This is a genomic window from Hungatella sp. SB206, assembly GCF_051132295.1.
Taxonomy (GTDB): domain Bacteria; phylum Bacillota; class Clostridia; order Lachnospirales; family Lachnospiraceae; genus Hungatella; species Hungatella effluvii.
Genome location: NZ_CP096603.1, coordinates 5,325,003 through 5,349,123 on the forward strand (window position 1 = coordinate 5,325,003; position 24,121 = coordinate 5,349,123).

A 24,121-nucleotide genomic window follows, 5' to 3' on the forward strand; every position below is an offset into this window, starting at 1 on the left:
TTATCCTCCGATTTGATTCATATTTAAACATTTTTCCCTTGTACCGTCGGAAAGCGGCAGTTCTCCCTCACGTCCCTCCGGGGAAAGGAAGTGATGGCTTTCCGGCTTCACTCTGATCCACTGTTCCATCAGGCATCTTAATTCCTCATTAGATAAGCCGCTGCGCAGCGGTGTCCTCAAATCGACTCCGGCCGGACTGTCGAGGCAGAGCTTTAAAAACCCATCCGACGTCAGTCTCACCCGGTTGCAGCTTCCGCAGAATTTATGGTGAACGGCGCTGATCAGTCCGATACAGCCCGCTCCCGATGCATAGGTGTAATAGACCGCCGGTCCATTTCCCCTCGGCTCCGTGCTTTCCCTTAAATCGCCGTATTCCTCAGAAAGGATTTTGAGCAGTTCCTCATTATCCATGGCGTGGTACTTTCTTCCCTGTCCGATGGGCATCATCTCGATAAAGCGGACAGGAATCCCGCTTTTCACCGAATATTCGGTGAAGGCGAGCACATCCTCCCTGCTCAAATGCTCCATCACCGCACAGTTTATCTTCACCTTCAGTCCGCTCCTGACAGCGGATTCAATCCCTTTCATGACATCCGCGAACCGGTCCCGCCTGGTAATCTGACTGAAGCGTTCCGGATCCAGCGTATCCAGGCTGACATTGACGCTGGAAAGTCCTGCCTCCGCAAGCTCCGGAGCCATGTCCCCCAGCAGAAGGCCGTTCGTGGTCAACGTCACGTCTTCCATTCCCTCGATCGCATTCAGTTCCCGGATCAGCTGGGAGACACCCTTTCTCACCAGCGGCTCCCCGCCTGTCACCTTCACGCGTCTGATCCCGAGTCTTGCCCCAGTCTCTGCGATCTTTAAAATCTCCTGGTAGGTGAGAATGTCTTCGTGGCGCATTAAGTCGATGCCTTCCTCCGGCATACAGTAGCGGCAGCGCAAATTGCACCGATCCGTCACAGAAATGCGGATATAATCGATCTTTCTTCCATTGCCGTCTCTCATAGGCGCTCTCCATCTTTCCGGTAGAGGCCGCTCTTCCCGCCATCCTTCAGCAGGAGAGTGATATCCGTCATGGTCATGCCCCTGTCCATGGCCTTGCACATGTCGTAGATCGTGAGCAGAGCCACATTTACACCGGTCAGGGCTTCCATTTCCACGCCGGTCTTTCCGCTGGTCTTGACGGTACAGACGGCTTCCACTGCCAACCTGTCATCATGGAGAATAAAATCCACCGTACACTTCGTCAGCATCAGCACGTGGCAGAGCGGTATAAGATCAGAAGTTCTCTTCGCCCCCATGATTCCGGCCACGCGCGCCACGCCCAGCACGTCTCCCTTTTTGGCTGTTCCCTGTTTTATAGCCTCATAGACCTCACGGTTTACGTGAATAAAGCCATGCGCCGCTGCGATTCTGTCCGTCACGGCCTTCTCTCCTACGTCCACCATGCGGGCGTTGCCTTGTTCATCAAAATGTGTCAGTCCTTCCATCTTACCAGCCCTTTCCAAATCCGCAGTTGGGATAATGACAGACCTCGCAGGACAGGCAGAGTCCGCCTCTTCCCAGTTTGTCCAGCTCTGCCTTCGTCACGGGATCATCCGCCATGAGGCGCGGCAGCACCAGGTCAAACACCGTGCGCCTGGCGTACATGACGCAGCCCGGAAGGCCTGCCACCGGTATCTGGCGGCCATCCTTTTCATAGTAGGCAAGCAGGAACATGGCCCCCGGAAGCACAGGCGCTCCGTACGATACGACACGCGCTCCAGTGCTGCGGATAGCGAGTGGCGTCTTATCGTCAGGATCCACACTCATTCCGCCGCTCACCAATACCATGTCGGCTCCCTGTGCGATAAATTCCAGGGTCGCCTTCCTCGTATGCTCCGGATTGTCATCCGTAATCGTCTGTCCCATCACTTCCCCGCCGAATTCCCTCACCTTTTCCTTCAGGACAGGGCCGAACGCGTCTTTGATCCGTCCGTGATAGACTTCACTTCCCGTCGTCACGATTCCCACCTTCTTGTCCTGATACGGAAGTATGGTAAATATCTTCTTTCCGCCGCAGACCTCCACGGCTTTCTCCATCTTCTCTTTTTCGATGACCAGCGGTATAATACGGGTTCCGCACAGCTTGTCTCCCGGCTCTACCGGGGTGTTGTTGTGCCTGGAAGCGATCATCATCTCCCCCAGTCCGTTGATTCTGTCCAGCAGTTCTGTATCGATCTTAAGAAGCCCGCGGACCGTGGAGGTCAGTTCAATCTTTCCTTCCTTCACTCCGCTTCGTTCCATATAATCGCCTCTGCACAGGCCGCAAAGTATCTCAGCCGCCTCATTTTCATGGTATTTCGACTCGTCCTTTTCCCAGACGTATAAATGCTCCTTGCCCAGCGAGAGCAGCACCGGAATATCTTCCGACCTTACCACATGACCCTTCCTAAACTTCGCATCTTTGATCACCCCCGGGATGATCTGCGTTATGTCGTGGCACAGTACGTGACCAACCGCATCTTCTGTCCTGATTTCTCTCATGACTCCTGCTCCTTTATCCTTGATTTTTTAATCTCGGTTTAATCCTTACTTTATCGCTGCAGGCAGCCCCTCCATGCCGCAGCGATATTCTCAAGCGAGAATATCCATAATAAAATTAAAATGGGATATTGCCCGTCCCCATACTCCTGTCTAACTGTAATACTTTTCAAACAACTCTGCAACCGCATTTTCTGCTTCGTTCACAAACCGTAAGTACTTATTTAAAAACGCTTCTCCCTCTTCGGTCAAAACCGTGGTTCCGCCATTTTCGCCGCCGCGTTTTCCTTCCATAAGTGGGAAGCCTAAGTCCTCCTCCGCCTTGTGTATGATCTTCCAGGCCTTGGAATATGCCATATGCATCTCCTGGCACGCGGCCGATAAGGAACCGCGTTCCCGCACAAGCTGCATCAGGCCCGCGACTCCCGGCCCAAAGTTCCGTTCCTCATAGTAAAGCCTGAGTTTCATATGGAAACGCAGTATTTTCTCCTGCTCCATCTTCGCCGCCTTTCTCTTTTGCTACAAATGGTCCCCGCGCAGAAAACAGGACACCGCGCATGGTACCGGATGCAGCCGTTCCATATCTCCTGCTATCCTGACTGCCTTCGCTATAAGTTCCTCATTATCCGCCTTGTTCATCACTACCCGGTAGTCTCTTTCTCCCACCAGCTTTCTCGTACCGGATTCACTGGTGAGAATCTTCGCCGCGTCGCCGCATGTGATCCGGTGACTGCAATATCCATCCGGTTCTTTCTGCAGACCCAGCAGTTCGGCAGCCTGTTCTGTGCGGAAACAGAATTCCTCCAGCTCACCGCCGATGCAGTCCAGTCCCATACAGCCGATAACGGCGTCGGTACACTCCAGTATCACAGGCTCTCCGTCCTTTGGAACCTTTATGGGAAGCTGCTTGGCCCCATCAGCTTCATACAGCAGGACGTCGGCCAGTTCCTTCAGCCTGGCAGCCTCGGCTAAGGGCAGGCTTTTAAGCTTACCGTCAGCCCCAGGAACACCGACCACGAGGATTGAACCATTTCTCTCCAACCGCTTCGCCGCGTCCTCTGCGCAGTCAGTGTCCACCACATTCCGGCCCGGCGGATGAAAAATATGGGTCGTCGTCGTCACAATGACCGTCTTTCCCATATTCGCCAGTTCGTCCGCCAGCCGGAACATGACGCTCGTCTTTCCGCCTCCGCCGGTCAGGGCAATCCCCCTGTGGCGTTCCGCGGAAAGCTTTAACGCCTCCCACAGAGTAGGGCGCTCCCGAAGTCCGTCATGTTCCCAACTGTAAACGATCATACTTCTTTTTCCTTTCGATTCAGCAGCAGTTCAGCCCTCGCTTCCCTAATCCAGTTCCATCCGGCGCTGTCTCGGAACGTAGCTTCCCTTCTTCTCCAGTACCACGTTTCCGTCCCTGGCGGCCAGTTCACCTTTCAAGTAAACCTGCTCCGCCTTTCCCTTCACCTTCATGCCCTCGAACGGACAGTAGTCTACATTGGCTACCTGATTCTCCACGGACATGGTCCATTCGGTATCCGGGTTCCAGACAACGATATCCGCGTCACTTCCGGGAGCAATGGCTCCCTTCTGCGGGTATACCCCGTAAAGCTTCGCCGGGTTCTCGGAGAGCAGACGGCACATCTGCTCCAGCTTCAAATCGCGTTCCAGAACGCCGAAGCTGTAGATCAGAGCCGGCCTCGACTCCACTCCGGGCATGCCGCAGGGGATCTTCGTAAAGTCGTCTTTTCCCGCCGCCTTCTGGCCGGTGGTGAAGCTGCAGTGATCGGTCGAAATCGTCTGAATATGGTCTTTTCTGATGGCGTTCCACAGCCTTGTGCTGTCCGTCTCCTTCTTGATGGTAGGAGCGATCACGTACTTGCTTCCCTCAAAATCCGGTAAGCTGTAGACACTTTCATTCAGAACGAGGTACTGCGGGCACGTCTCCAGTATCACTTCCTGGCCCCGTTCCCTCGCATACTTCACTTCCTGATAACCGGCTCCCGAGCTTAAGTGCACGATGATAACCGGCGTATGTACCAGATCCGCGATTTTGAGCAGACGGCTGATCGCCTCCGCCTCCACCACGGCCGGTCTCGTCTTCGGATGCGCGTCGGTGGTGAGGTGGCCTTTCGCCTTCTCTTCCTCTGTCAAAGCTTCGATGATTCCCTTGTTTTCGCAGTGAACGCCGGCGATTCCGCCGACCTCCTTCAGCCGCTTTAAGACCTGGTAGATGGACTTGTCATCCAGCACCATATCGTCATAGGTCATATAGATCTTAAAGGAAGTCACTCCCTCGTCCACGATCTGTTTCAGTTCCTCGCTGATTTCGGCATTCCAGTCGGATATGGCCAGATGGAAGCCGTAGTCACAGGACGCGTTGCCGTCGGCCTTTTCATGCCAGTGCTCCAGAGCCTTATGTAAGCTTTCTCCCTTGTACTGTGTTGCGAAGTCAATAATCATGGTTGTGCCGCCGGATAAGGCCGCCTTCGTTCCAGTCTCAAAATTATCCGCAGTGACCGTTCCCGATACATGCAGATCAAAATGGGTATGAGCATCGATAAATCCCGGAAATAAAAGCTTCCCCGACACATCGACCACTTCCGCTTCCTCGTCCGTAATCTCCGGAGCCACGGCTCCGATCTTCCCATCCTCTACCAGAACGTCAGCTTTTTTACAGCCATCACCCGATACCACGGTACCGCCTTTTAATACTTTTTTCATGGGATAAATCCTTCCTTTCTGCTGTCTGAATACCCGCAGCGCTGTCAGTTAAAGGAAAGAAGCGTATCGGGCTTCCTCCTGCTTAATCCGTTCCACGCCTGCTTTTCCCACCGAATGTTCGATATTCAGCCGTACAACGCAGACATTGTTCCAATCGCTTTGGATCGCTGCCTCGCCCTCTTCCCCGAAATCCGGGGAAAATCGTTCCGCCAGAAGCTTTAATGCCTCCCGCTTCTCTTTCTCATCCGTCACAATCACGGCTCTGCCAAACACAATCACGCTGGTATAAGCGGTCGAAAATGCTTCCGGTATCACCTCATCTTCTCCCACAACACAAAAAGAAACCTTATCGGAGCGCCGAAAGCCCTCCATCTTATGGCCTTCCTTTGCACAGTGGAAATAGATTGCGTCGTCCCCGTACACATAATTCATCGGAACACCATACGGATAACCGTCGTCTCCCTGGACAGACAGCACTCCATGGGTTCCGTTCTTCAAAATACTCCTGGCTTCCGTTTCCGATAACTGCTGATTTTTTCTTCTCAATTCTCTGAACATGACGGCCTCCATTCTCCGCTCGCATGCATAAGCACAACACTGCATAAGTTTCTGTGAATGTTCAATGAAATAACTTATTTTCAGTATACCTTATTTTTCTTTTGCATACAACCGTTTCAGGCGGAGAAACGTATTTTTACTTTAAGGGCGCAGGACCATACTGCCCGGCCCTCTGCGCCCTTATCAAGGTTTTGCTTTTTACTTTTTACTCTTTCTGTATGCAGTATCTTCCAGAGGCAGTGTAGTACGGAATTTTCCGTCGAATTTGTAGTAGGCGCCCTGGACTGCCGGCGCCGTTGGGATGGAGGTGATTTCTCCGATTCCCACTGCTCCGTATGCCAGCGGATCCTTGTTTTCTTCTACAATGATGCTCTCAACCGGCGGAGTCTTATCCGCGCGGAATAAGCCGAGCGTACCAAACTTAGCCAGAGGTTTTCCGTGATCCAGTGGGAAATCCTCTGTCAGGGCGTATCCCAGGGACATCACTACGCCGCCCTCGATCTGCCCTTCTACGGACAGCGGATTAATGGCTTTTCCGACGTCGTGGGCCGCAACCACTTTTTCAATGGTGCCGTCTTCATTCAGGCACACCACCTGGGTCGCATAGCCGTAGGCCACGTGGGATACCGGATTCTTCTTGCCGCATCCCATAGGATCAGTAGCGGCTAAGTATTCGCCGTAATACTCTTTTCCATTTAAATCCTCCAGGGTCTTTCCGCCCTTTAAATCTTCCAGAATATCCATACAGGCTCTTCTGGCCGCCTCGCCTGTCACCAGGGTCTGGCGTGAACCGGAGGTCGTACCGGAATCGGGCGCCAGGTTCGTCTCAGCTGCCACATAGACCACACGGTCTCCTGTGACACCCAACGCCTCGCAGACCACCTGCTCCAGCACGGTTCCCAGTCCCTGGCCGATACAGGAAGCTCCAGAACGGACATGCACCTTTCCGCCCTCGATAGTCATACGGCAGCGGCCCCAGTCCGGGAGACCGACACCGACGCCGGCATTCTTCATGGCACAGCCGATTCCCACATACGGGTGGCTGTCATAGATTTCTTTCACCGCCTCCAGCGTCTCTGCAAGGGCTGTGCCCTGAGAGGCGATCTGACCGTTGGGAAGTTCCTGCCCCGGCCGTATGGCGTTGCGGTAGCGGATTTCCCACGGGGTAATCCCCACCATCTCTGCCAGGAGGTTTAAGTTGCACTCCGTAGCAAAGCAGCTCTGGGTTACGCCGAACCCGCGGAACGCACCCGCAGGCGGATTATTCGTATAGACGGCAGTGCCGTCGATATCGATATTCTGATAATTGTAAGGGCCTGCCGCATGGGTACAGAGCCTCTGGAGCACAGGTCCTCCCAGGGAAGCGTAGGCGCCTGTATCCGTGATCACCTTTGCCGTCATACCGGTTAAATATCCGTTTTCATCACAGGCCGTGGTGAATTCCATCCACGCCGGATGGCGTTTCGGATGAATCATAATGCTTTCTTTTCTCGTCAGCTTCACCTTGACCGGTTTTCCTGTATGGTAAGCAAGAAGAGCAGCATGATGCTGTACCGACATATCTTCCTTGCCGCCGAATCCGCCGCCTACAAGCTTGTTGATGACATGGACTTTAGAACGCTCCCAGCCCAGCATTCCGGAACATTCATGCTGTGTATCATACGTTCCCTGGTCTGACGAATAGATCAGAGCCTCTTCCTTCTCCCGATCTACGATAGCGATGGAACATTCCGGTTCCAGGAACGCATGCTCTGTAAAAGGAGTATAGTATTCCTTTGTCACCACATATTTGGAGTTCTCGATAGCCTTCTTCGCGTCGCCCCGTACCAGATGCTCATGAGCCAGCACGTTGCCTGTCTCGTGAACCAGCGGCGCATCCGGTTTTAAGGCTTCCTGCGGGCTGAACACACCCGGCAGCTCCTCATATTCGATTTTCACCAGCTTTTTGGCTTCTTCCAGAATCTCCGGCGTATCGGCCGCCACCAGGCAGACCGCATCTCCCACGTAACGGGTGATCTCACCCACCGGGATCATGGTGTCCCAGTCCTTCTTTAAATGACCTACTTTATTGCCTCCCGGAACGTCATCGGCGGTTAGGACCGCACGGACTCCCGGCAGCGCAAGCGCTTCGGATTTATCGATGGACAGGACCCTTGCCCTCGGATACGGTGTGCGGATGGCACTTCCGTATATCATACCCTCCACTTCCATATCATCCACGTACTCCCCGTAACCGAGCACCTTTTCCGGTACATCCACGCGATGCGCGCGTTGTCCGATATGATCTACCACCGGGGCTTTTAAATCCTTCGCGTCCTCACGGAACAGCTTTGCCGCAAGCAGAATCGCGTCGATGATCTTCTTATATCCTGTACAGCGGCAGATATTGCCGCGGATTGCAAAGGCCGCCTCATCGCGGGTTGGATCCGGATTCTGGTCGATCAGTCCCTTTGCACACATAACCATGCCGGGGATGCAGAAGCCGCACTGCACGGCTCCCGCTTCTCCAAAGGCATAGACAAATACTTCTTTTTCTCTTTCACTGAGCCCTTCTACTGTTACGATGGATTTTCCTTCCATCTTTGAAACCTTCTGGACACAGGCCTTGGTGGCCTTTCCATCAATCAGAACCGTACACGTTCCACAGGCGCCTTCGCTGCAGCCATCCTTAACGGATTTAAGCCCCAGATCATTTCTCAGCACATCGATCAGCTTTCGGTCCTCTTCCACGGTAACGTTCGTTCCATTCACCAGTAAGGTATACATAAGTTCACCCGCTTTCCCTATGCTAATAGGTAATCATAATCTTTGCAGACAGTTTCCATTACGTTGCGCAAGCCTTCCGGAATTACGCTGTCGCTGTCCGCGGCATTCCAGGTATACATGTTTCCAAGATAGCGCACCTTACAGGAAACCACAGCCCGATCGAGGACGACAAAGCCCTGATTCTTACTGTTTTCCATGTCCGCTTCATTGGCAAACAGGGTAAATTTATCTAAGTACGGAGCGCTGTCGTATGGGCAGAAGCTCTTACAGTTACCGCACTCATTACACATATAATCCACATGGATAATCTGGTGTTTCGCCATTCCAGGTACATGGATCGCAATGTTGGCACGGTTCGGACATACCTCTGCACAGTTCTCGCAGATATTGGAGCAGCCGAGGCAGCGTGTGCTGTCTTCCTTAAATTCCTTCGTTTCAGCCAGCACTCCGCGTCTGTCGTAGAGTTTTCCAAGATCCTCCACCGTATCATCAAAGTCTCTTGCCGCCTTTGCACCGATGATTGCCTCCGCAGCCATTCTGGCGTCACGCATAGCTTCTACAACTGTCTTTGGTCCGTATAAACCGTCACCGATTGCATAAACGCCGGATACGCTGGTCTCCAGTGTCTCCTCGTTTACCATGGCTCTTCCTCTGTCGTTCACATTGATTCCGTTGGCCTTTAAGAAATCGGTCGGAACCTGCTCGCCGACAGCTGCAATCACGGTATCCGCCGGGATTTCCACCGTCTCACCTGTCTCGGACACGCCTCTTCTGCCGGAAGCATCGTAATCAGAAAGCTTCATCACACTGCAGATCAGCTTTCCATTTTCCAGCTTCACAGGAGATAAGAGTTCTTTGAACTCCACGCCGTCTTCCACTGCCATTACGAGTTCTTCCTCGTCGGCCGGCATGAAGCGTTTCGTTCTTCTGTATACCAGATAGGAGTGTTCCACCCCTTTTGTTTTCTTTACGGCTCTGGCCGTATCCATGGCGGTATTTCCGCCGCCGATGACAACGACATTTTTGCCGATATTTACATTTCCGTCGTTGGCCTTAAACTGTGCCAGGAAATCGAGTGCATTCATAGCCTCTCCTGCTTCCAGTTTTAAAACTCCCGGCGTTGAAGCGCCAGTCGCCAGAATGATGTAGTCATATCCGGCCTTCTTTAAGTCTTCCAGACTCTCCACTCTCGTGTTCAGCTTCACCTCAGCGCCGTAAGCCGTAGCCAGAGCCACATCCTTTGCAATCGCTTCATCAGAAATACGGAATCCCGGAATCACGTGCTTTACTACGCCGCCAAGGCTGTCGCCCGCCTCATAGATCGTCGCCGGACAGCCGTTCTTTGTCAGAAAATACGCAGCCGCCAGACCAGCCGGGCCGCCGCCTACAACAGCAGTCTTTTTTCCTTTTAACTCCCCAGCCTTGATTTCCTTCATCAGGGCGTCGTAGCCGCCTTCCGCACACACCAGCTTGACGCCGCGGATATTGACCGGATCCTCATAGAAGTTACGGTTACATTTGCTCATACAGTTATGTGCACAGATAGTACCCGTAATAAATGGAAGCGGATTCTTCTCTGCAATCACCTTCATGGCTTCCTCATACCTGCCTGCTCCGGAAAGCTGTAAATACGTGGTCACATCCTGGTGGATCGGACATCCTTCCTTACACGGCGCCACATAGCAGTCGGTAAGCGGAACCGGTTTGTTCATCTTTCTGGATGGAAGCGGCTTTACTGCCTTTACATGGTGTTCGTCCGTAATCGCAGCTTCCGCCAGCTTCGCGGCCTTCTCTGCATCCACTCCGGCAAACTCCACGCTTCCGCATTCCAGTTCACTCGCCATCTGATCCAGTCTCTGATATCCGCCCGGCTTTAACAGAGTGGTAGCCACCGTTACCGGCCAGATTCCCGCATCTACAATGCTCTTGATATTATGGTAATCAGCACCGCCCGAGTAAGAGATTCTTAACTGTCCGTCAAATTCCTTCGCCAGCTTCGCAGCCAGTGAAATAGACAGCGGATACAACGATTTTCCTGACATGTACATCTCTTCGCTGGGAAGTTCATTCTGCTTCACATCAACCGGGAACGTATTGGTGATCTTCACGCCAAACTCCAGATTCTTCTCTCCGGCCAGCTTCATCAGCCTCTGAAGCATCGGAATCGCGTCTTTATACTGTAAATCATCGAGGAAATGGAAATCGCCGAAAGCGACGTAATCGTATCCCATCTCATCCATGGTCTTTCTTGCAAATTCATATCCCAGAAGTGTCGGATTGCACTTGATAAAGGTATGAAGTCCCTTCACCTCGATCAAATACGTAGCGATCCGCTCGATCTCCTGAGGCGGGCATCCATGCAGCGTGGAAAGAGTAACGGAATTACAGATATTAGAAGAAATCCCTTCAATATCCTCCTTCGTCACATGCTTAAACATGGAGACGTTTTCCAGCAGATACTCTCTGCAGTTCTTATAAGTCTCCGTATCCTTTGCATCCTTCATGGACTCGATAAACAAATCAATCTTCGGAGACTTGATTCCCTCCAGATCGTATCCCACGCTCATATTGAACTGGAATCCGTCCATGGCGCCGAGTCCATACTCTTTCGCCATAACGCTCAGTAAAAACCATGCCTTTATGTACTCTTCCTGTGCCTGCGGAACGTAAAGCTCCGTTGACCACTCACAGTTATAGCACTCATCATCAGCCTTGATACAGGGCTTACTCACCGGAAGATCCTCGCCGTCGATGATCTGAACCGTCTTAAGCTCAAAGAACCGGCTTCCCGCATAGTAAGCTGCTGCAATATTCTGGGTCAGCTGGGTATGAGGACCCGCCGCCGGACCAACCGGAGTCTCCAGAGTCCTTCCAAAGATTTTCCTGTCATTCTCCGCCTTCGCCTGATAAGGTCTGTAAACCCCAAACACAGTCCCCTTATCGTCATGTTCCTTCATTACCCACTCCACTAACTGCGGAAATGGCATTGGTGTCATTCTGTCTCCCATCATTAACCTCCTGATTCGCGGGTGTTTATCTTTTTTTGAATTTGTTGGCTGCCGGGTCCGCGGTTTTTGGAGGGAAGACGAAATTTTATATAAATCTAAAGCATGATTTAATAAAATTTGTTTCCCTCCAAAACCCGCTGCTTCCCTGGCTGCCGCTGAAAAAAGAAAACACCTCGCTGTGAATTTTCTAATATTTTCTTTCTGCTTTATTGGTATTGTGATTGCTATTTAGATATCTCTTTAAAATTACAATTGCTGCCTTCATTTTACATCAAACAAAAGACTTTCTCTCTGGAATCTTCTACCTGCATTTTCTGCATTTATTCCGCCAATCCCATCGGCCAGCCCCTCTATTCCACCAGCAACTTTTGCGAGGGAGTATTCAGCCTGCCCGTACACAGTCCTTTCTGCGGGAACAAATTTTATTAAATCATGCTTTAGATTTATATAAAATTTCGTCTCCCGCAGAAAGGACGTAACCGTCAGCCACCCTCACTCCCTCGTCAAAATTTCCCTCTATCTACTATTGATTCGGTCAGCCAGTTCCTTTGCCGCCTGCCTGCAGTCAGCCATGACTTTCTCTTCATCAATATTCGTAAGAATTCTGTCTTTCATCAGGACTTTTCCGTTTCCGACTGTCGTTGTCACGCTTCTGCCGGTCATGCCGAAAAGAATATGGCTGTTTACGTTGCCTGCGTTCATCGGGGTCAGCGGGATGTAATCGGTTACGATGACATCGGCGGCGGCGCCTTCTTTTAATACGCCGAGAGGCTTCTTAAAGTAACGGTTGGCTATTTTTGCGTTTCCTTCGAACAGCATCTGCGGAACCTCGCCCCAGGCGGCGTTTGGATCGCAGAGATGGTGTTTGTGAAGTACGTTGGCAACCTTGTAGGATTCCGTCATGTCATGTGTGTATCCGTCGGTGCCGAGACCGGTTAAGATTCCTCTGTGAACGATCTCCATGGTTGGAGGACATCCGCAGGCGTTGCCCATGTTGGATTCCGGATTATGTACGACCATGGTATCTGTTTCCTTAATTAATTCCATCTCGTGAGGATTTACGTAAATACAGTGGCCAAGCAGTGTCTTCGGGCCAAGGATATTGCAGTCCATAAGACGGTCTACGATGCGCTTGCCGTATTTCTTTAAGCAGTCGTGAAGGTCTTCGATGCCTTCGGCCACGTGAATGTGGTAGCCGACTTCATCCGGTTTGTTGGCTGCCGCCAGGGCCATGGTCTCGTCGGAGATTGTGAACTGGGCGTGCATACCCATCATTCCGGCGATCATGTCGCTGTCGTCCGCCAGGGCGTGTTTGATAAATGCCGCGTTCTCCATTACCGCTTCCCTGGCCTTATCCATGCCGTCACGGTCGGAAATCTCATAACATAAGCAGGAACGAACGCCGGTCTCTTTAGCCGCTTCTTCTATTTTAAACAGGGAATCGCGTATGTGGCCGAAGCTTGCATGGTGATCGAAGGTGGTGGTAATACCATTCTTAATGGAATCGATATAGGTTGCCATGGCGGAAAGCCTTGTCTCCTCCAGTGTTAAATTGCGGTCGATCGTCCACCACATTCCGTCCAGGATATCCAGGAAACCGTGGGGATCGTAGCCATTGATGCTTAAGCCTCTTGCAAATGCGCTGTAAATGTGCTCATGCGCGTTGATAAACGCCGGCATGATGACGCCGCCTTTGGCGTCGATATATTCTGCATCGGGATATGCTTCTTTTATCTCTTTTGTCGTTCCTACTTTCATAATAGTGGATCCATCCATCGCCACTGCTCCATCTTCCAAAAACGGAGCCTCCGGGTTTCTTGTGATCATTCTTCCATTACCGATAATCAGCATGTCTCCATCTCCTTTTCTCTCTTTTTCCTAATTTTTCGTCAAAATCTTAAAAATTTTGAGTATACAGTGTGCACATGGGACCTTCCCCGCCTCCCGTGCGTTGTTCTTGCATATTGTCCCTGAGAACTTTTTCCTTCTCATCATTTTTATGCAGTTTGTACCATAAATATCTTTATAGGTACAGTGTATCATCTAAAAGTAAGAAATGCAAGATGAAAATACAAAAAAAATTAGTTTGCCTAAAAAATTTTTAGAAAAAGTATTGATTTTTCATTTTTTTATGTTATGATGGGAGTATAAGAATTCAAGTAAGGGGGGTTACAAGATGGATTCAAAGCTCGAACAACTGACTCAGATTGCACACGGTGTGGCATCCCATTTTGGAAACGCCTGTGAGGTAGTCATCCACGACTTAAAAAAGCAGGATATAGAAAGCTCCATCGTCTATATCGAAAACGGTCACGTAAGCAACCGAAAACTGGGAGACGGACCTTCGGAAATCGTTCTTGAAACGCTGAACCGGAATCCTGAATGCTTAAAAGACCGGCTGTCTTATTTAACGAAGACAGATGACGGAAGGATTTTAAAATCCAGTACCATGTATATAAGAGGAAAGGACGGTACCATTGATTATATCTTTTCCTTAAATTATGACATCACAGGATTGCTCACTGTTGACAACTCGATCCGCTCTCTCATCTCCACCGCGGAGATGTCCAGTGAAGACCGGCAGCCAAGAAAGATCACGCACAACGTCAACGACCTTTTAGATACGCTCATCGAACAGTCCGTACAGCTGGTCGGCAAACCGGTGGCACTGATGAGCAAGGATGACAAGATCACAGCGATTCAGTATTTAAACGATGCCGGGGCATTCCTGATTACAAAATCCGGCGACAAGGTTTCCAACTTTTTCGGAATATCCAAGTTCACGCTTTACAGCTACATGGATGCCGGAAAAGAGAATAAATAAGTTTTCAATAAAATTTCCATTTTAAATTTATTATTAAAATAAGAAGGAGAATCAAACATCATGAATCCAATCGAATGGGTGGTTAACACCATGCCGAAGACAGATGACAAGAATTTACCTGTCATGGCGCTGGAAGAAATCGGAAAGGCAAGGAAATTCCATGAGAGCTTCCCGCAGTACAGCAAAACACCGCTTGCAAAGCTCGACCATATGGCTGAATATTTAGGACTCGGCCAGGTTTATGTGAAGGACGAATCCTACCGCTTCGGTTTAAACGCTTTCAAAGTTTTGGGCGGTTCCTTCGCGATTGCGAAGTACATAGCACAGCAGACAGGTAAAGACGTCTCCGATCTTCCATACAGTGTTCTGACTTCCGAAGCACTCCGCGAGGAATTCGGCCAGGCTACCTTCTTTACAGCCACAGACGGAAACCATGGACGAGGTGTTGCATGGGCGGCTAACCGGTTAGGACAGAAGGCAGTTGTCTTCATGCCAAAGGGCTCCACCATCACCCGTTTCAATAATATTAAGGCGGAAGGCGCTGACGTTACCATCGAGGAAGTCAACTACGACGAATGTGTCCGCATGGCAGCCGATGCCGCTTCTAAGACAGAGCACGGCGTTGTCGTACAGGATACCGCATGGGACGGCTACGAAGAGATTCCGGCATGGATCATGCAGGGATACGGAACCATGGCGATGGAAGCCGGCGAACAGTTAGAGGAATACGGATGCGACAGACCGACTCACGTATTCGTTCAGGCAGGCGTTGGTTCTCTTGCCGGAGCTGTACAGGGCTACTTCGCAAATCGTTATCCAGAAAACCCGCCAAAGGTTGTCGTTGTGGAAGCTGATGTTGCAGCCTGTCTCTACAAGGGTGCGAAAGCCGGCGACGGCGGCATTCAGATCGTGGACGGCGATATGCAGACCATCATGGCAGGTTTAGCCTGCGGCGAGCCGAACACCATCTCCTGGGATATCTTAAAGAACCACGTTGACACCTTCGTCTCTGCTCCTGACTGGGCAGCAGCAAAAGGCATGAGAATGCTGGCAGCTCCGATTAAGGGAGACGTATCAGTCACGTCCGGTGAGTCCGGTGCAGCTCCATTCGGTATTCTAGCCTGCATCATGACCATGGATGAGTACAAGGATTTAAGAGAGCATTTAGGACTGAATCAGGATTCAAAAGTTCTCCTCTTCTCTACGGAGGGCGACACCGACCCGGAACGCTACAAAGCGATTGTTTGGGAAGGAAAAGAACGTTAGGCAATTGAACTTCATTATAAAATAAAAAAACGGAGGGTATTAAAATCATGGATTACGCAAAAATCAAAGAGGCAGCAAAAAATTACGAAGCTGACATGACCAGATTTTTAAGAGACATCGTAAAATTCCCAGGCGAGAGCTGTGACGAGAAAGCTCATATCGACCGCATCGCAGAAGAGATGAGAAAGCTTGAATTTGACAAGGTTGTTATCGATGATATGGGCAACGTTCTTGGTTACATGGGAACCGGCGCAACCTTAATCGGTTTTGACGCTCATATCGATACTGTTGGTATCGGCAACAAGAACAACTGGAACTTCGATCCATACGAAGGCTACGAGAATGACACCGAAATCGGCGGCCGCGGCGTTTCCGATCAGTGCGGCGGTATTGTATCAGCCGTTTACGGAGCCAGAATCATGAAGGATTTAGGACTTTTAAGCGACAAATACACCGTTCTGGTAACCGGTACTGTTCAGGAAGAGGACTGTGACGGTCTCTGCTGGCAGTACATCATCAACGAAGATAAGGTTCGTCCGGAATTCGTTGTATCCACAGAGCCTACTGACGGCGGAATCTACCGCGGCCAGAGAGGACGTATGGAAATCCGTGTAGACGTAAAGGGTGTTTCCTGTCACGGCTCCGCTCCGGAGCGCGGTGACAACGCGATCTACAAGATGGCCGATATCCTTCAGGATGTACGTGCCTTAAATGAAAACGACGCAGCCGATGACAAAGAAGTAAAAGGTCTCGTTAAGATGTTAGACGAGAGCTACAACGCAGAATGGAAAGAAGCAAACTTCTTAGGCCGCGGCACTGTCACTGTTTCCGAAATCTTCTTCACATCACCGAGCCGCTGTGCGGTTGCTGACTCCTGCGCGGTATCCTTAGACCGTCGTATGACAGCCGGTGAGACCTGGGAAAGCTGCTTAGAGGAAATCCGTAACTTACCGAGTGTAAAGAAGTACGGCGGAGACGTAACCGTATCCATGTATGAATATTCCCGTCCTTCCTATAAAGGACTTACCTATCCGATCGAGTGCTACTTCCCGACCTGGGTTATTCCGGAGGATCACAAAGTAACCGCATCTCTGGAAGAAGCTTACAAGAACTTATACGGCGATACCCGTATCGGCGCAGAAGAAACACTTGCCATGAGAACTGCCCGTCCATTGACAGACAAATGGACATTCTCCACCAACGGCGTTTCCATCATGGGACGCAACGGAATTCCTTGTATCGGCTTCGGACCTGGCGCAGAGGCTCAGGCTCACGCTCCGAACGAGAAGACATGGAAGCAGGATTTAGTAACATGTGCAGCAGTTTACGCAGCGCTGCCTTCTATCTACTGCGAGAAATAATACTTAGCCAATCAGTTGCCATTTTGTAACCATATATGCCGGCTGCAGGTCTCCTTAAAACCTGCAGCCACCCCTAAAACAATCACTCTTGCCGTCGGCCCTCATTCCTTCCCCAAATCTATGACGGGCTGGACAGCATGCAGGATAGATACCAAATAACATTACATTTATTTCAGGAGGCTTTATACCAATATGAAAACCTTACAGGATTACATCGACAAGTTAAACGCTTTAAATTTCAAGGAAATGTACAACAATGATTTCTTCTTAACATGGGAAAAGACAGACGAAGAACTGGAAGCTGTCTGGACCGTAGCTGACGCTCTCCGTTTCATGAGAGAAAACAACATTTCCACAAAGGTATTCGAGAGCGGCCTCGGAATCTCCTTATTCCGTGACAACTCCACACGTACCCGTTTCTCCTTCGCTTCCGCATGTAACTTACTCGGCCTGGAAGTTCAGGACTTAGATGAGGGCAAGTCTCAGGTTGCTCACGGCGAGACCGTTCGTGAAACAGCCAACATGATCTCCTTCATGGCTGACGTGATCGGTATCCGTGATGACATGTACATCGGCAAGGGCAACGCTTATATGCACGAAGTTGTTGACTCTGTAACACAGGGCCACAAGGACGGAATCTTAGAGCAGAAGCCAACCTTAGTAAACTTACAGTGCGATATCGACCATCCGACACAGTGTATGGCTGATATGTTACATATTATCCATGAGTTCGGCGGCCTTGAGAACTTAAAGGGCAAAAAACTGGCTATGACATGGGCTTACTCTCCTTCCTACGGAAAGCCATTATCCGTTCCTCAGGGTGTAATCGGTCTGATGACGCGTATGGGCATGGAAGTTGTCCTGGCTCATCCGGAAGGCTACGAAGTAATGCCGGAGGTTGAGGAAGTTGCCAGAAAGAACGCAGAGAAGTCCGGCGGTTCCTTCCGTGTATCTCACGACATGGCTGACGCATTTAAAGACGCTGATATCGTTTACCCGAAGAGCTGGGCTCCATTCGCAGCAATGGAAAAGAGAACGAACCTTTACGGCGAAGGCGATACAGAAGGCATCAAAGCTCTGGAGAAAGAATTACTGGCCCAGAATGCAGACCACAAAGACTGGTGCTGTACAGAAGAGCTTATGAAGACTACAAAGGATGGCAAGGCCCTGTACTTACACTGCTTACCGGCTGATATCAACGACGTAAGCTGTGTAGATGGTGAAGTAGAAGCTTCCGTATTCGATCGTTACCGCGATCCGTTATACAAAGAAGCAAGCTTCAAGCCATACGTAATCGCCGCTATGATCTTCCTTGCCAAGTTTGAGAATCCACAGGAAATCTTAAAGAAGCTGGAAGAAAGAAACACGCCACGCGTATTCAAATAAGAAGAATATGAATCCGGGCGCACCCGCTGCCAGCGAGTAGCAGGTGCGTCCTTTTTTGGATTTTATATAAAACCGGTGGAGGGTTTATTCAATGGATAAGAAGAAAAGAATTGTCATTGCCCTGGGCGGCAACGCCTTAGGCAACACACTGCCAGAACAGATGACGGCAGTTAAAATCACCGCGAAAGCGATCGTAGACCTGATCGAGGAAGGCTGCGAGGTCGTCGTTGCACACGGCAACGGACCTCAGGTCGGCATGATCAACAACGCTATGAGCGCGCTGAGCCGTGAAGATCCGTCTCAGCCTAATACTCCTCTCTCCGTCTGTGTTGCCATGAGCCAGGCTTACATCGGCTATGACCTGCAGAACGCACTGAGAGAAGAGCTGTTAAACAGAAAACTAACGGATATTCCGGTCACTACCATGATCACACAGATCCGTGTAGATGCGGAGGATCCTGCATTTAACGCACCTTCCAAACCGATCGGCCATTTCATGACAGAGGAACAGGCTAAGATTGCGGAAGAAAAGTACGGATATATCATGAAGGAAGACGCAGGCCGCGGCTACCGCCGTGTCGTTGCATCTCCAAAGCCCGCCGAAATCATTGAGATCGGTGCGATCCGCTCCCTCGTGGACTCCGGACAGCTGGTCATCGCCTGCGGCGGAGGCGGTATCCCGGTTACTTTAATCGGAAACCATTTAAAAGGCGCAAGCGCCGTAATTGACAAAGACTTTGCAAGTGAACTGCTGGCGGAAGAACTGGACGCTGATTTCTTAATCATCTTAACCGCAGTAGAAAAGGTCGCTATCAACTTCGGAAAACCGGAAGAGAAATGGTTGGACGATATCACAACAGACGATGCCAGAAAATATATGGACGAAGGCCATTTTGCGCCGGGCTCCATGCTTCCGAAAGTGCAGGCTGCTGTGAAATTCGCAGATTCCAAAGATGGGCGCAACGCACTCATCACTCTGCTTGAAAAAGCAAAAGAGGGAATCCTGGGGAAAACCGGTACTCGCATTCATCAGTAAATTTTCTGCCGGGAAACCGCGATCCGGTTTCCCGGAGTACTTCCAATAACCTAAGGAGGAACTCTCTCTATGAAACAGTCAAGTAAAGAATACGCTTCTATATTTCAGTTGGACGGCATCCCAAAATTCTCCCAGGCACTGCCGTTAGCACTTCAGCACGTGGTAGCCATGATCGTTGGCTGCGTTACTCCAGCCATTATCGTATCCAACGTTGCAAACCTTTCCACCGCAGACCGGGTTATCTTAATCCAGGCTGCTCTTGTCGTATCCGCACTTTCCACATTACTGCAGCTTTTCCCCATCGGTAAAAAGAACGGGATCCATCTCGGAGCCGCTCTGCCGGTTATCATGGGCATCAGCTTCGCTTACGTGCCCAGCATGCAGTCGATCGCAGCGGACTACGGCGTTCCTGCTATTTTAGGCGCTCAGATCGTCGGCGGCGTTGTCGCCTTCATTGTGGGTGCTTTTGTCATGCAGATCCGTAAGTTTTTCCCGCCGCTTATTACGGGTACCGTGGTCTTCACCATCGGCTTATCCTTATATCCGACGGCAATCAATTACATGGCCGGAGGTACCTCCAGCCCTACATACGGTTCCTGGCAGAACTGGGCGATAGCATTTTTAACACTTGCCGTGGTTACTATACTGAACCATTTCGGCAAAGGAATCTTTAAGCTCGCTTCGATCCTGATCGGCATCATCGTCGGCTATGTTGTCTCACTCTTCTTTGGCATGGTCGATTTCGCCAGCATCGGTTCCGCGGCAGCCTTCCAGGTTCCCCAGCCTCTTCATTTTGGAATCATGTTTGAACCGTCTTCCTGTATTGCCATTGCAATCCTGTTCGCCATCAACTCCATACAGGCGATCGGCGACTTTACGGCAACTACCAGCGGTTCTATCGACCGTGAACCAACCGATAAGGAACTTCAGGGCGGCATCATGGGCTACGGCGTCACCAATATTCTCGGCGCCCTGCTCGGCGGCCTCCCCACCGCAACCTACAGCCAGAACGTCGGTATCGTTACGACGACAAAGGTTGTCAACCGCTGTGTCCTGGGTCTTACCGCTGTCATTCTCCTTGCAGCCGGTTTAATTCCGAAGTTCTCCGCATTGCTCACCACCATTCCCCAATGTGTTCTGGGCGGCGCAACCGTATCGGTTTTTGCTTCTATCGCCATGACCGGTATGAAGCTCGTTATGTCAGAAGAGATGACTTACCGCAACTCTTCTATCGTAGGACTTGCCGCAGCGCTCGGCATGGGTATTTCCCAGGCCACCGCAGCACTTTCCACATTCCCCAGCTGGGTAGTCACCATCTTCGGCCGTTCACCGGTCGTAGTCGCTACCATCGTGGCGGTCCTGCTGAATATTATCCTTCCGAGAGAAGGGAAAAAAGCGAACCAGAAATAAAATCATTGATATCAGCCCCCCTGTGACCAGTAAATGGCCACAGGGGGTTTTCGTCACTGAAACACGCAGTATGAAAGCAGTTTTACGAAGGCAAACACACCATCCCCCATGTGATTGAAACAAAGACCGGAGACATATGGATAGAAAAAAATTTATCAATCAAAGCATTGACTATATCATACAGCATTTGGATGAGGATTTATCGCTTGATACCGTAGCAGCTCATTTCTTTCTGTCAAAATACCATTTCAGCCGGATATTCAAGGAAGAAACCGGTGAAAGTGTTTACTCGTTTATCAAACGCTGTAAGGTGGACCAGAGTGCTGTCGATATGAAATTGAATCCAAAGAAAGCAATTACAGATATCGGCTTAGATTATGGATACAGTTCATCCAATTACAGCACGGTATTTAAAAAGCGCCTTCATACCTCCCCCACGATATTTAAACAGTCCATACCGGTTCACGGCGAACTGTTTCTGCAATTTCATTACTGTCCCTGTCCCATGCTTGCGGAGGTGGATAGGTTAGAGACAAATACATGGTGCCAGTGTACGACAGGGTACAGCAAAATCCTTTTTGAACGAGCGTTTGCCTGTAAGGCTGACGTGGAATTACTGAAAAGTATTAAAATGGGCGATAGCATATGCCTTATGAAAATCATTCTCCATGACCCTGTCTTTTAATATCACAGGCGCGCTTTCCTATGATATGTAAATAACGATACGCCGAATGGAAGCCCCACCGTATAATAGTTGGCTGGTTTCCGTCCGGCGTACCGCTGTTTTCAATTATTTTTCTCAATTAAACGGCTGTTTTCGCAGCCTTCATCTTTTTTTCCGAATCGTTCATGCAGTACACAATCGCCACAAGGGTAGCGGCCATGCATATTGCGCACAGAGGCCAGATGATACTGTAATCGCCTGTGATATCAAAGAGGAGCGATACTAAAACCGTACCGATCACTCCGCCGAACCGGTTGACGGAAACCACCGTTCCGTAAATCGGGCCATAGTCCCTGGTTCCGAATATTTTACTGGTCAGCAGAGCCGGGAGAACCGATGTTATACCGGAGGCCAGTCCATAGAGAACGATCAGTAAGTAGATGAACGTCTTATTGCCCGCCATAATGAAGCACAGGAAGGCCAGTACCCCGACGACACAGATATAAATGCTTCCGATTTTTTCACCGAACCGGTCTATAATATATCCCAGTAAAAGCTTACCGCCAATAGCCACCGCCATGTAAGCGGACAGTACTTTAGCGGCAACTGCGCTTCCATACCCGATATCAGTTAAATACGCCGGCAGCTGTAATGCGGCGCCTGTAGCAAAGGTCATCGCAAATATGGAAAGCATAAAGATATAGAAAGCAGGACTTCTGCGTGCTTCCGCCAGAGTAAAACCGACCGGCGCCGGCTTCTTTGCCGCGGCCTGTTCCCCTACCGGCTCGTCAGCGCCCAGTGGCTGGAGATTCTTGTCCGCCGGTGTGGAACGCACGATGAAGATAGTACACGGAATCATGACAGCCAGCATAATAAGGCCTACAATTTTGTCCGACATACGCCATCCCATGCTGGAAATCAGGCGTTCCACGATCGGGCTGAATATAACGCCGCCGACGCTGATTCCGAGAGAAGCCGTGCTGACTGCAAATCCGCGGCGTTTTTTAAACCAGGCCGTCAGCAGGATGGAGTTTGGCAGTACTGTATTTCCAGTGAAGAAGACGCCCTTTACGGCCGCCAGAACCAGAATAGATACCATGTTCGGCATGAAACCGCGGCCGATGGTGCAGAGCGCCGTCATGGCGGTACAGATTGTCAATACGACTCTGGCGTCGTACTTCTTATACATCTTTCCCCAGAACGGAGCAGTCAGCACCGCTCCGACCGCCATGAGAACGCTCTGCAGTGAAAGCATAACACGGGGAACCTCCAGTTCCTGATACATGGGCACCATATAGAGAGAGGCGACCTGCATCACCAGCACATGCACCGTCATGTTCATCAAAAAACAAACCACTAAAATATACCATGCGTAATGAATCTTTTTCTTCGAAGCCTGATTTTCCATTTACCCTTCCTCCTGTGTCTTTCTGCTCTGTTTCTCCAGCCAGCTGACAGCGGCATACGCATACGCCGCCGCACCGACAGGCAGACATTTTTCATTAAACTGTACCTTTGGATGGTGCTGGCCGTACACCTCTTTTTCCTCGATTCTTGCCCCCAGCACAAGGAATGACGCCGGAACCTGCTGTGCAATGAACGAGAAATCTTCCGATCCGGGGAAAGATTTGTCTACAAAACGAACCTGTTTCTCTGAAAACAGCTGACAAAGACTGTCCTTTATCTCTGCAGCCAGTTCCCTGTCACAGACCATGGGCACAGCGTAGGCCGGCTCAAAGCTGACCTTTGCACTGCCCCGGAACGCGCCAGCAACGCCTTCACAGATTTCCTGCATTCTGGCGCGCAGCTTCTCTCTGACCTCATTGTCGAAAGTTCTGATGGTTCCCTGCATCTTCACCTCTTCCGGAATCACGTTGAAGGTAGTTCCTCCATGAATGCTGCCGATGGTCATGACTCCAATCTCTCCTGCCTTCAGCTCACGCGCCTGAAGTTCCTGAAGAGCAGTATGGATATGACATGCAATGGCGATCGGATCAACGCCTTCATCAGGACGGCTTCCGTGGCAGCCTTTCCCCGTCACCGTGATAGTGAAGGAATCGCTGGAAGCGGCCGTCGGTCCCTGAAATGCCAGAACAGCGCCTGCCGGAACCCCGGAATTCACATGAAATGCCAGCGCCGCGCCCACGCCGGGATTCTCAAGAATTCCGGCATCAATCATGGCCCGCGCCCCGCATAAGGTCTCTTCCCCTGGCTGGAACATAAGTTTTACCGTACCTTTTAACTCGTCCTCGTGCTCCTTTAAGATCTGTGCGGCTCCCAGCAGCATGGCAGTATGTAAGTCATGGCCGCAGCAGTGGGCTGCTCCCGGATTCTGTGATGCAAACGGCAGCCCGCTCTCCTCTTCCATGGGCAGCGCATCCATATCGGCCCGCAGAAGCAGCGTCTTTCCCGGAATGCCTGCCAACGCGCATACGCCGCCGCCCATTCTCTGCGGCTCATACCCCATCTCTTTCAGCCGGTTATACACGTAATCCACCGTATGCTCCTGATTCATCCCCACTTCCGGCTTTGAATGCAGCACTCTTCTGTCTTTCACAATAACGGGAGCGAGTTCTTTCGCTCTATCCATATAAGACATTT

At 50.7% G+C, this 24,121-nt stretch carries 19 protein-coding genes; 7 read left to right on the forward strand and 12 right to left on the reverse strand.

Going from position 1 to position 24,121, the window contains the following annotated elements; all coding sequences use genetic code 11:
* From moaA to ssnA, 10 genes are all read right to left on the reverse strand, one after another.
* A complete protein-coding gene (moaA, locus tag M1L66_RS23740) occupies window positions 1–1,005 on the reverse strand; it encodes a GTP 3',8-cyclase MoaA (protein WP_434688612.1) in 1,005 nt (334 codons plus the stop codon).
* Window positions 1,002–1,490 (reverse strand): cyclic pyranopterin monophosphate synthase MoaC, encoded by a 489-nt coding sequence (moaC, locus tag M1L66_RS23745; RefSeq protein WP_434688613.1) that lies wholly within the window; start codon window positions 1,488–1,490, stop codon window positions 1,002–1,004. Before moaC ends, moaA begins: the two co-directional genes overlap by 4 nt.
* A 1-nt stretch (window position 1,491) precedes the next feature.
* Entirely contained in the window at window positions 1,492–2,526 is a 1,035-nt protein-coding gene (locus M1L66_RS23750) for a molybdopterin-binding protein (protein WP_187023988.1), read from the reverse strand.
* A 150-nt stretch (window positions 2,527–2,676) separates the two neighbouring features.
* The gene (locus M1L66_RS23755) at window positions 2,677–3,021 is read right to left on the reverse strand and encodes a winged helix-turn-helix domain-containing protein (RefSeq protein WP_187023987.1); all 345 of its coding nucleotides are present in this window, start codon (window positions 3,019–3,021) and stop codon (window positions 2,677–2,679) included.
* A 21-nt stretch (window positions 3,022–3,042) separates the two neighbouring features.
* Window positions 3,043–3,819 (reverse strand): selenium cofactor biosynthesis protein YqeC, encoded by a 777-nt coding sequence (yqeC, locus tag M1L66_RS23760; protein WP_434688614.1) that lies wholly within the window; start codon window positions 3,817–3,819, stop codon window positions 3,043–3,045.
* A gap of 45 nt (window positions 3,820–3,864) precedes the next feature.
* Entirely contained in the window at window positions 3,865–5,241 is a 1,377-nt protein-coding gene (hydA, locus tag M1L66_RS23765) for a dihydropyrimidinase (RefSeq protein ID WP_187023985.1), read from the reverse strand.
* A 48-nt stretch (window positions 5,242–5,289) separates the two neighbouring features.
* A complete protein-coding gene (locus tag M1L66_RS23770) occupies window positions 5,290–5,799 on the reverse strand; it encodes a pyridoxamine 5'-phosphate oxidase family protein (protein WP_187023984.1) in 510 nt (169 codons plus the stop codon).
* 198 nt (window positions 5,800–5,997) lie between these two features.
* Window positions 5,998–8,565, reverse strand: coding sequence for a selenium-dependent xanthine dehydrogenase (gene xdh / locus M1L66_RS23775; RefSeq protein WP_434688615.1), 2,568 nt, complete (start codon window positions 8,563–8,565; stop codon window positions 5,998–6,000).
* A gap of 17 nt (window positions 8,566–8,582) precedes the next feature.
* A complete protein-coding gene (gene ygfK / locus M1L66_RS23780) occupies window positions 8,583–11,573 on the reverse strand; it encodes a putative selenate reductase subunit YgfK (RefSeq protein ID WP_434694313.1) in 2,991 nt (996 codons plus the stop codon).
* 516 nt (window positions 11,574–12,089) lie between these two features.
* A complete protein-coding gene (gene ssnA, locus M1L66_RS23785) occupies window positions 12,090–13,424 on the reverse strand; it encodes a putative aminohydrolase SsnA (protein WP_187023982.1) in 1,335 nt (444 codons plus the stop codon).
* Window positions 13,425–13,749: 325 nt separating this feature from the next.
* On the opposite strand from ssnA, the gene M1L66_RS23790 reads away from it, so the two are divergent.
* The 7 genes from M1L66_RS23790 to M1L66_RS23820 all read left to right on the forward strand — a co-directional run bounded on the left by M1L66_RS23790 (window position 13,750) and on the right by M1L66_RS23820 (window position 21,541).
* A complete protein-coding gene (locus M1L66_RS23790) occupies window positions 13,750–14,397 on the forward strand; it encodes a helix-turn-helix transcriptional regulator (protein WP_187023981.1) in 648 nt (215 codons plus the stop codon).
* Between the two features lie 60 nt (window positions 14,398–14,457).
* Entirely contained in the window at window positions 14,458–15,663 is a 1,206-nt protein-coding gene (gene dpaL / locus M1L66_RS23795) for a diaminopropionate ammonia-lyase (RefSeq protein WP_187023980.1), read from the forward strand.
* 47 nt (window positions 15,664–15,710) lie between these two features.
* Complete coding sequence (locus M1L66_RS23800) at window positions 15,711–17,024, forward strand: YgeY family selenium metabolism-linked hydrolase (protein WP_187023979.1); 1,314 nt, start codon at window positions 15,711–15,713, stop codon at window positions 17,022–17,024.
* 192 nt (window positions 17,025–17,216) lie between these two features.
* A complete protein-coding gene (gene ygeW, locus M1L66_RS23805; RefSeq protein WP_055659345.1) occupies window positions 17,217–18,410 on the forward strand; it encodes a knotted carbamoyltransferase YgeW in 1,194 nt (397 codons plus the stop codon).
* A gap of 91 nt (window positions 18,411–18,501) precedes the next feature.
* Complete coding sequence (gene arcC / locus M1L66_RS23810; RefSeq protein WP_187023978.1) at window positions 18,502–19,446, forward strand: carbamate kinase; 945 nt, start codon at window positions 18,502–18,504, stop codon at window positions 19,444–19,446.
* Window positions 19,447–19,515: 69 nt separating this feature from the next.
* The gene (locus M1L66_RS23815; protein ID WP_187023977.1) at window positions 19,516–20,856 is read left to right on the forward strand and encodes a uracil-xanthine permease family protein; all 1,341 of its coding nucleotides are present in this window, start codon (window positions 19,516–19,518) and stop codon (window positions 20,854–20,856) included.
* Between the two features lie 136 nt (window positions 20,857–20,992).
* Complete coding sequence (locus tag M1L66_RS23820; protein ID WP_434688616.1) at window positions 20,993–21,541, forward strand: DUF6144 family protein; 549 nt, start codon at window positions 20,993–20,995, stop codon at window positions 21,539–21,541.
* A 118-nt stretch (window positions 21,542–21,659) separates the two neighbouring features.
* Here M1L66_RS23820 and M1L66_RS23825 read toward each other — a convergent pair whose 3' ends face one another.
* The gene (locus tag M1L66_RS23825; protein ID WP_187023976.1) at window positions 21,660–22,928 is read right to left on the reverse strand and encodes an MFS transporter; all 1,269 of its coding nucleotides are present in this window, start codon (window positions 22,926–22,928) and stop codon (window positions 21,660–21,662) included.
* The gene (locus tag M1L66_RS23830; protein ID WP_434688617.1) at window positions 22,929–24,119 is read right to left on the reverse strand and encodes a M20 metallopeptidase family protein; all 1,191 of its coding nucleotides are present in this window, start codon (window positions 24,117–24,119) and stop codon (window positions 22,929–22,931) included.
* Window positions 24,120–24,121 lie beyond the last annotated feature (2 nt).

What these genes read in the sequence shown, in the direction of transcription:
- moaA (WP_434688612.1), bottom strand. Translation starts at nt 1,005, where the DNA reads ATGAGAGACGGCAATGGAAGAAAGATCGATTATATCCGCATTTCTGTG.
- moaC (WP_434688613.1), bottom strand. Translation starts at nt 1,490, where the DNA reads ATGGAAGGACTGACACATTTTGATGAACAAGGCAACGCCCGCATGGTG.
- M1L66_RS23750 (WP_187023988.1), bottom strand. Translation starts at nt 2,526, where the DNA reads ATGAGAGAAATCAGGACAGAAGATGCGGTTGGTCACGTACTGTGCCAC.
- M1L66_RS23755 (WP_187023987.1), bottom strand. Translation starts at nt 3,021, where the DNA reads ATGGAGCAGGAGAAAATACTGCGTTTCCATATGAAACTCAGGCTTTAC.
- yqeC (WP_434688614.1), bottom strand. Translation starts at nt 3,819, where the DNA reads ATGATCGTTTACAGTTGGGAACATGACGGACTTCGGGAGCGCCCTACT.
- hydA (WP_187023985.1), bottom strand. Translation starts at nt 5,241, where the DNA reads ATGAAAAAAGTATTAAAAGGCGGTACCGTGGTATCGGGTGATGGCTGT.
- M1L66_RS23770 (WP_187023984.1), bottom strand. Translation starts at nt 5,799, where the DNA reads ATGTTCAGAGAATTGAGAAGAAAAAATCAGCAGTTATCGGAAACGGAA.
- xdh (WP_434688615.1), bottom strand. Translation starts at nt 8,565, where the DNA reads ATGTATACCTTACTGGTGAATGGAACGAACGTTACCGTGGAAGAGGAC.
- ygfK (WP_434694313.1), bottom strand. Translation starts at nt 11,573, where the DNA reads ATGGGAGACAGAATGACACCAATGCCATTTCCGCAGTTAGTGGAGTGG.
- ssnA (WP_187023982.1), bottom strand. Translation starts at nt 13,424, where the DNA reads ATGCTGATTATCGGTAATGGAAGAATGATCACAAGAAACCCGGAGGCT.
- M1L66_RS23790 (WP_187023981.1), top strand. Translation starts at nt 13,750, where the DNA reads ATGGATTCAAAGCTCGAACAACTGACTCAGATTGCACACGGTGTGGCA.
- dpaL (WP_187023980.1), top strand. Translation starts at nt 14,458, where the DNA reads ATGAATCCAATCGAATGGGTGGTTAACACCATGCCGAAGACAGATGAC.
- M1L66_RS23800 (WP_187023979.1), top strand. Translation starts at nt 15,711, where the DNA reads ATGGATTACGCAAAAATCAAAGAGGCAGCAAAAAATTACGAAGCTGAC.
- ygeW (WP_055659345.1), top strand. Translation starts at nt 17,217, where the DNA reads ATGAAAACCTTACAGGATTACATCGACAAGTTAAACGCTTTAAATTTC.
- arcC (WP_187023978.1), top strand. Translation starts at nt 18,502, where the DNA reads ATGGATAAGAAGAAAAGAATTGTCATTGCCCTGGGCGGCAACGCCTTA.
- M1L66_RS23815 (WP_187023977.1), top strand. Translation starts at nt 19,516, where the DNA reads ATGAAACAGTCAAGTAAAGAATACGCTTCTATATTTCAGTTGGACGGC.
- M1L66_RS23820 (WP_434688616.1), top strand. Translation starts at nt 20,993, where the DNA reads ATGGATAGAAAAAAATTTATCAATCAAAGCATTGACTATATCATACAG.
- M1L66_RS23825 (WP_187023976.1), bottom strand. Translation starts at nt 22,928, where the DNA reads ATGGAAAATCAGGCTTCGAAGAAAAAGATTCATTACGCATGGTATATT.
- M1L66_RS23830 (WP_434688617.1), bottom strand. Translation starts at nt 24,119, where the DNA reads ATGTCTTATATGGATAGAGCGAAAGAACTCGCTCCCGTTATTGTGAAA.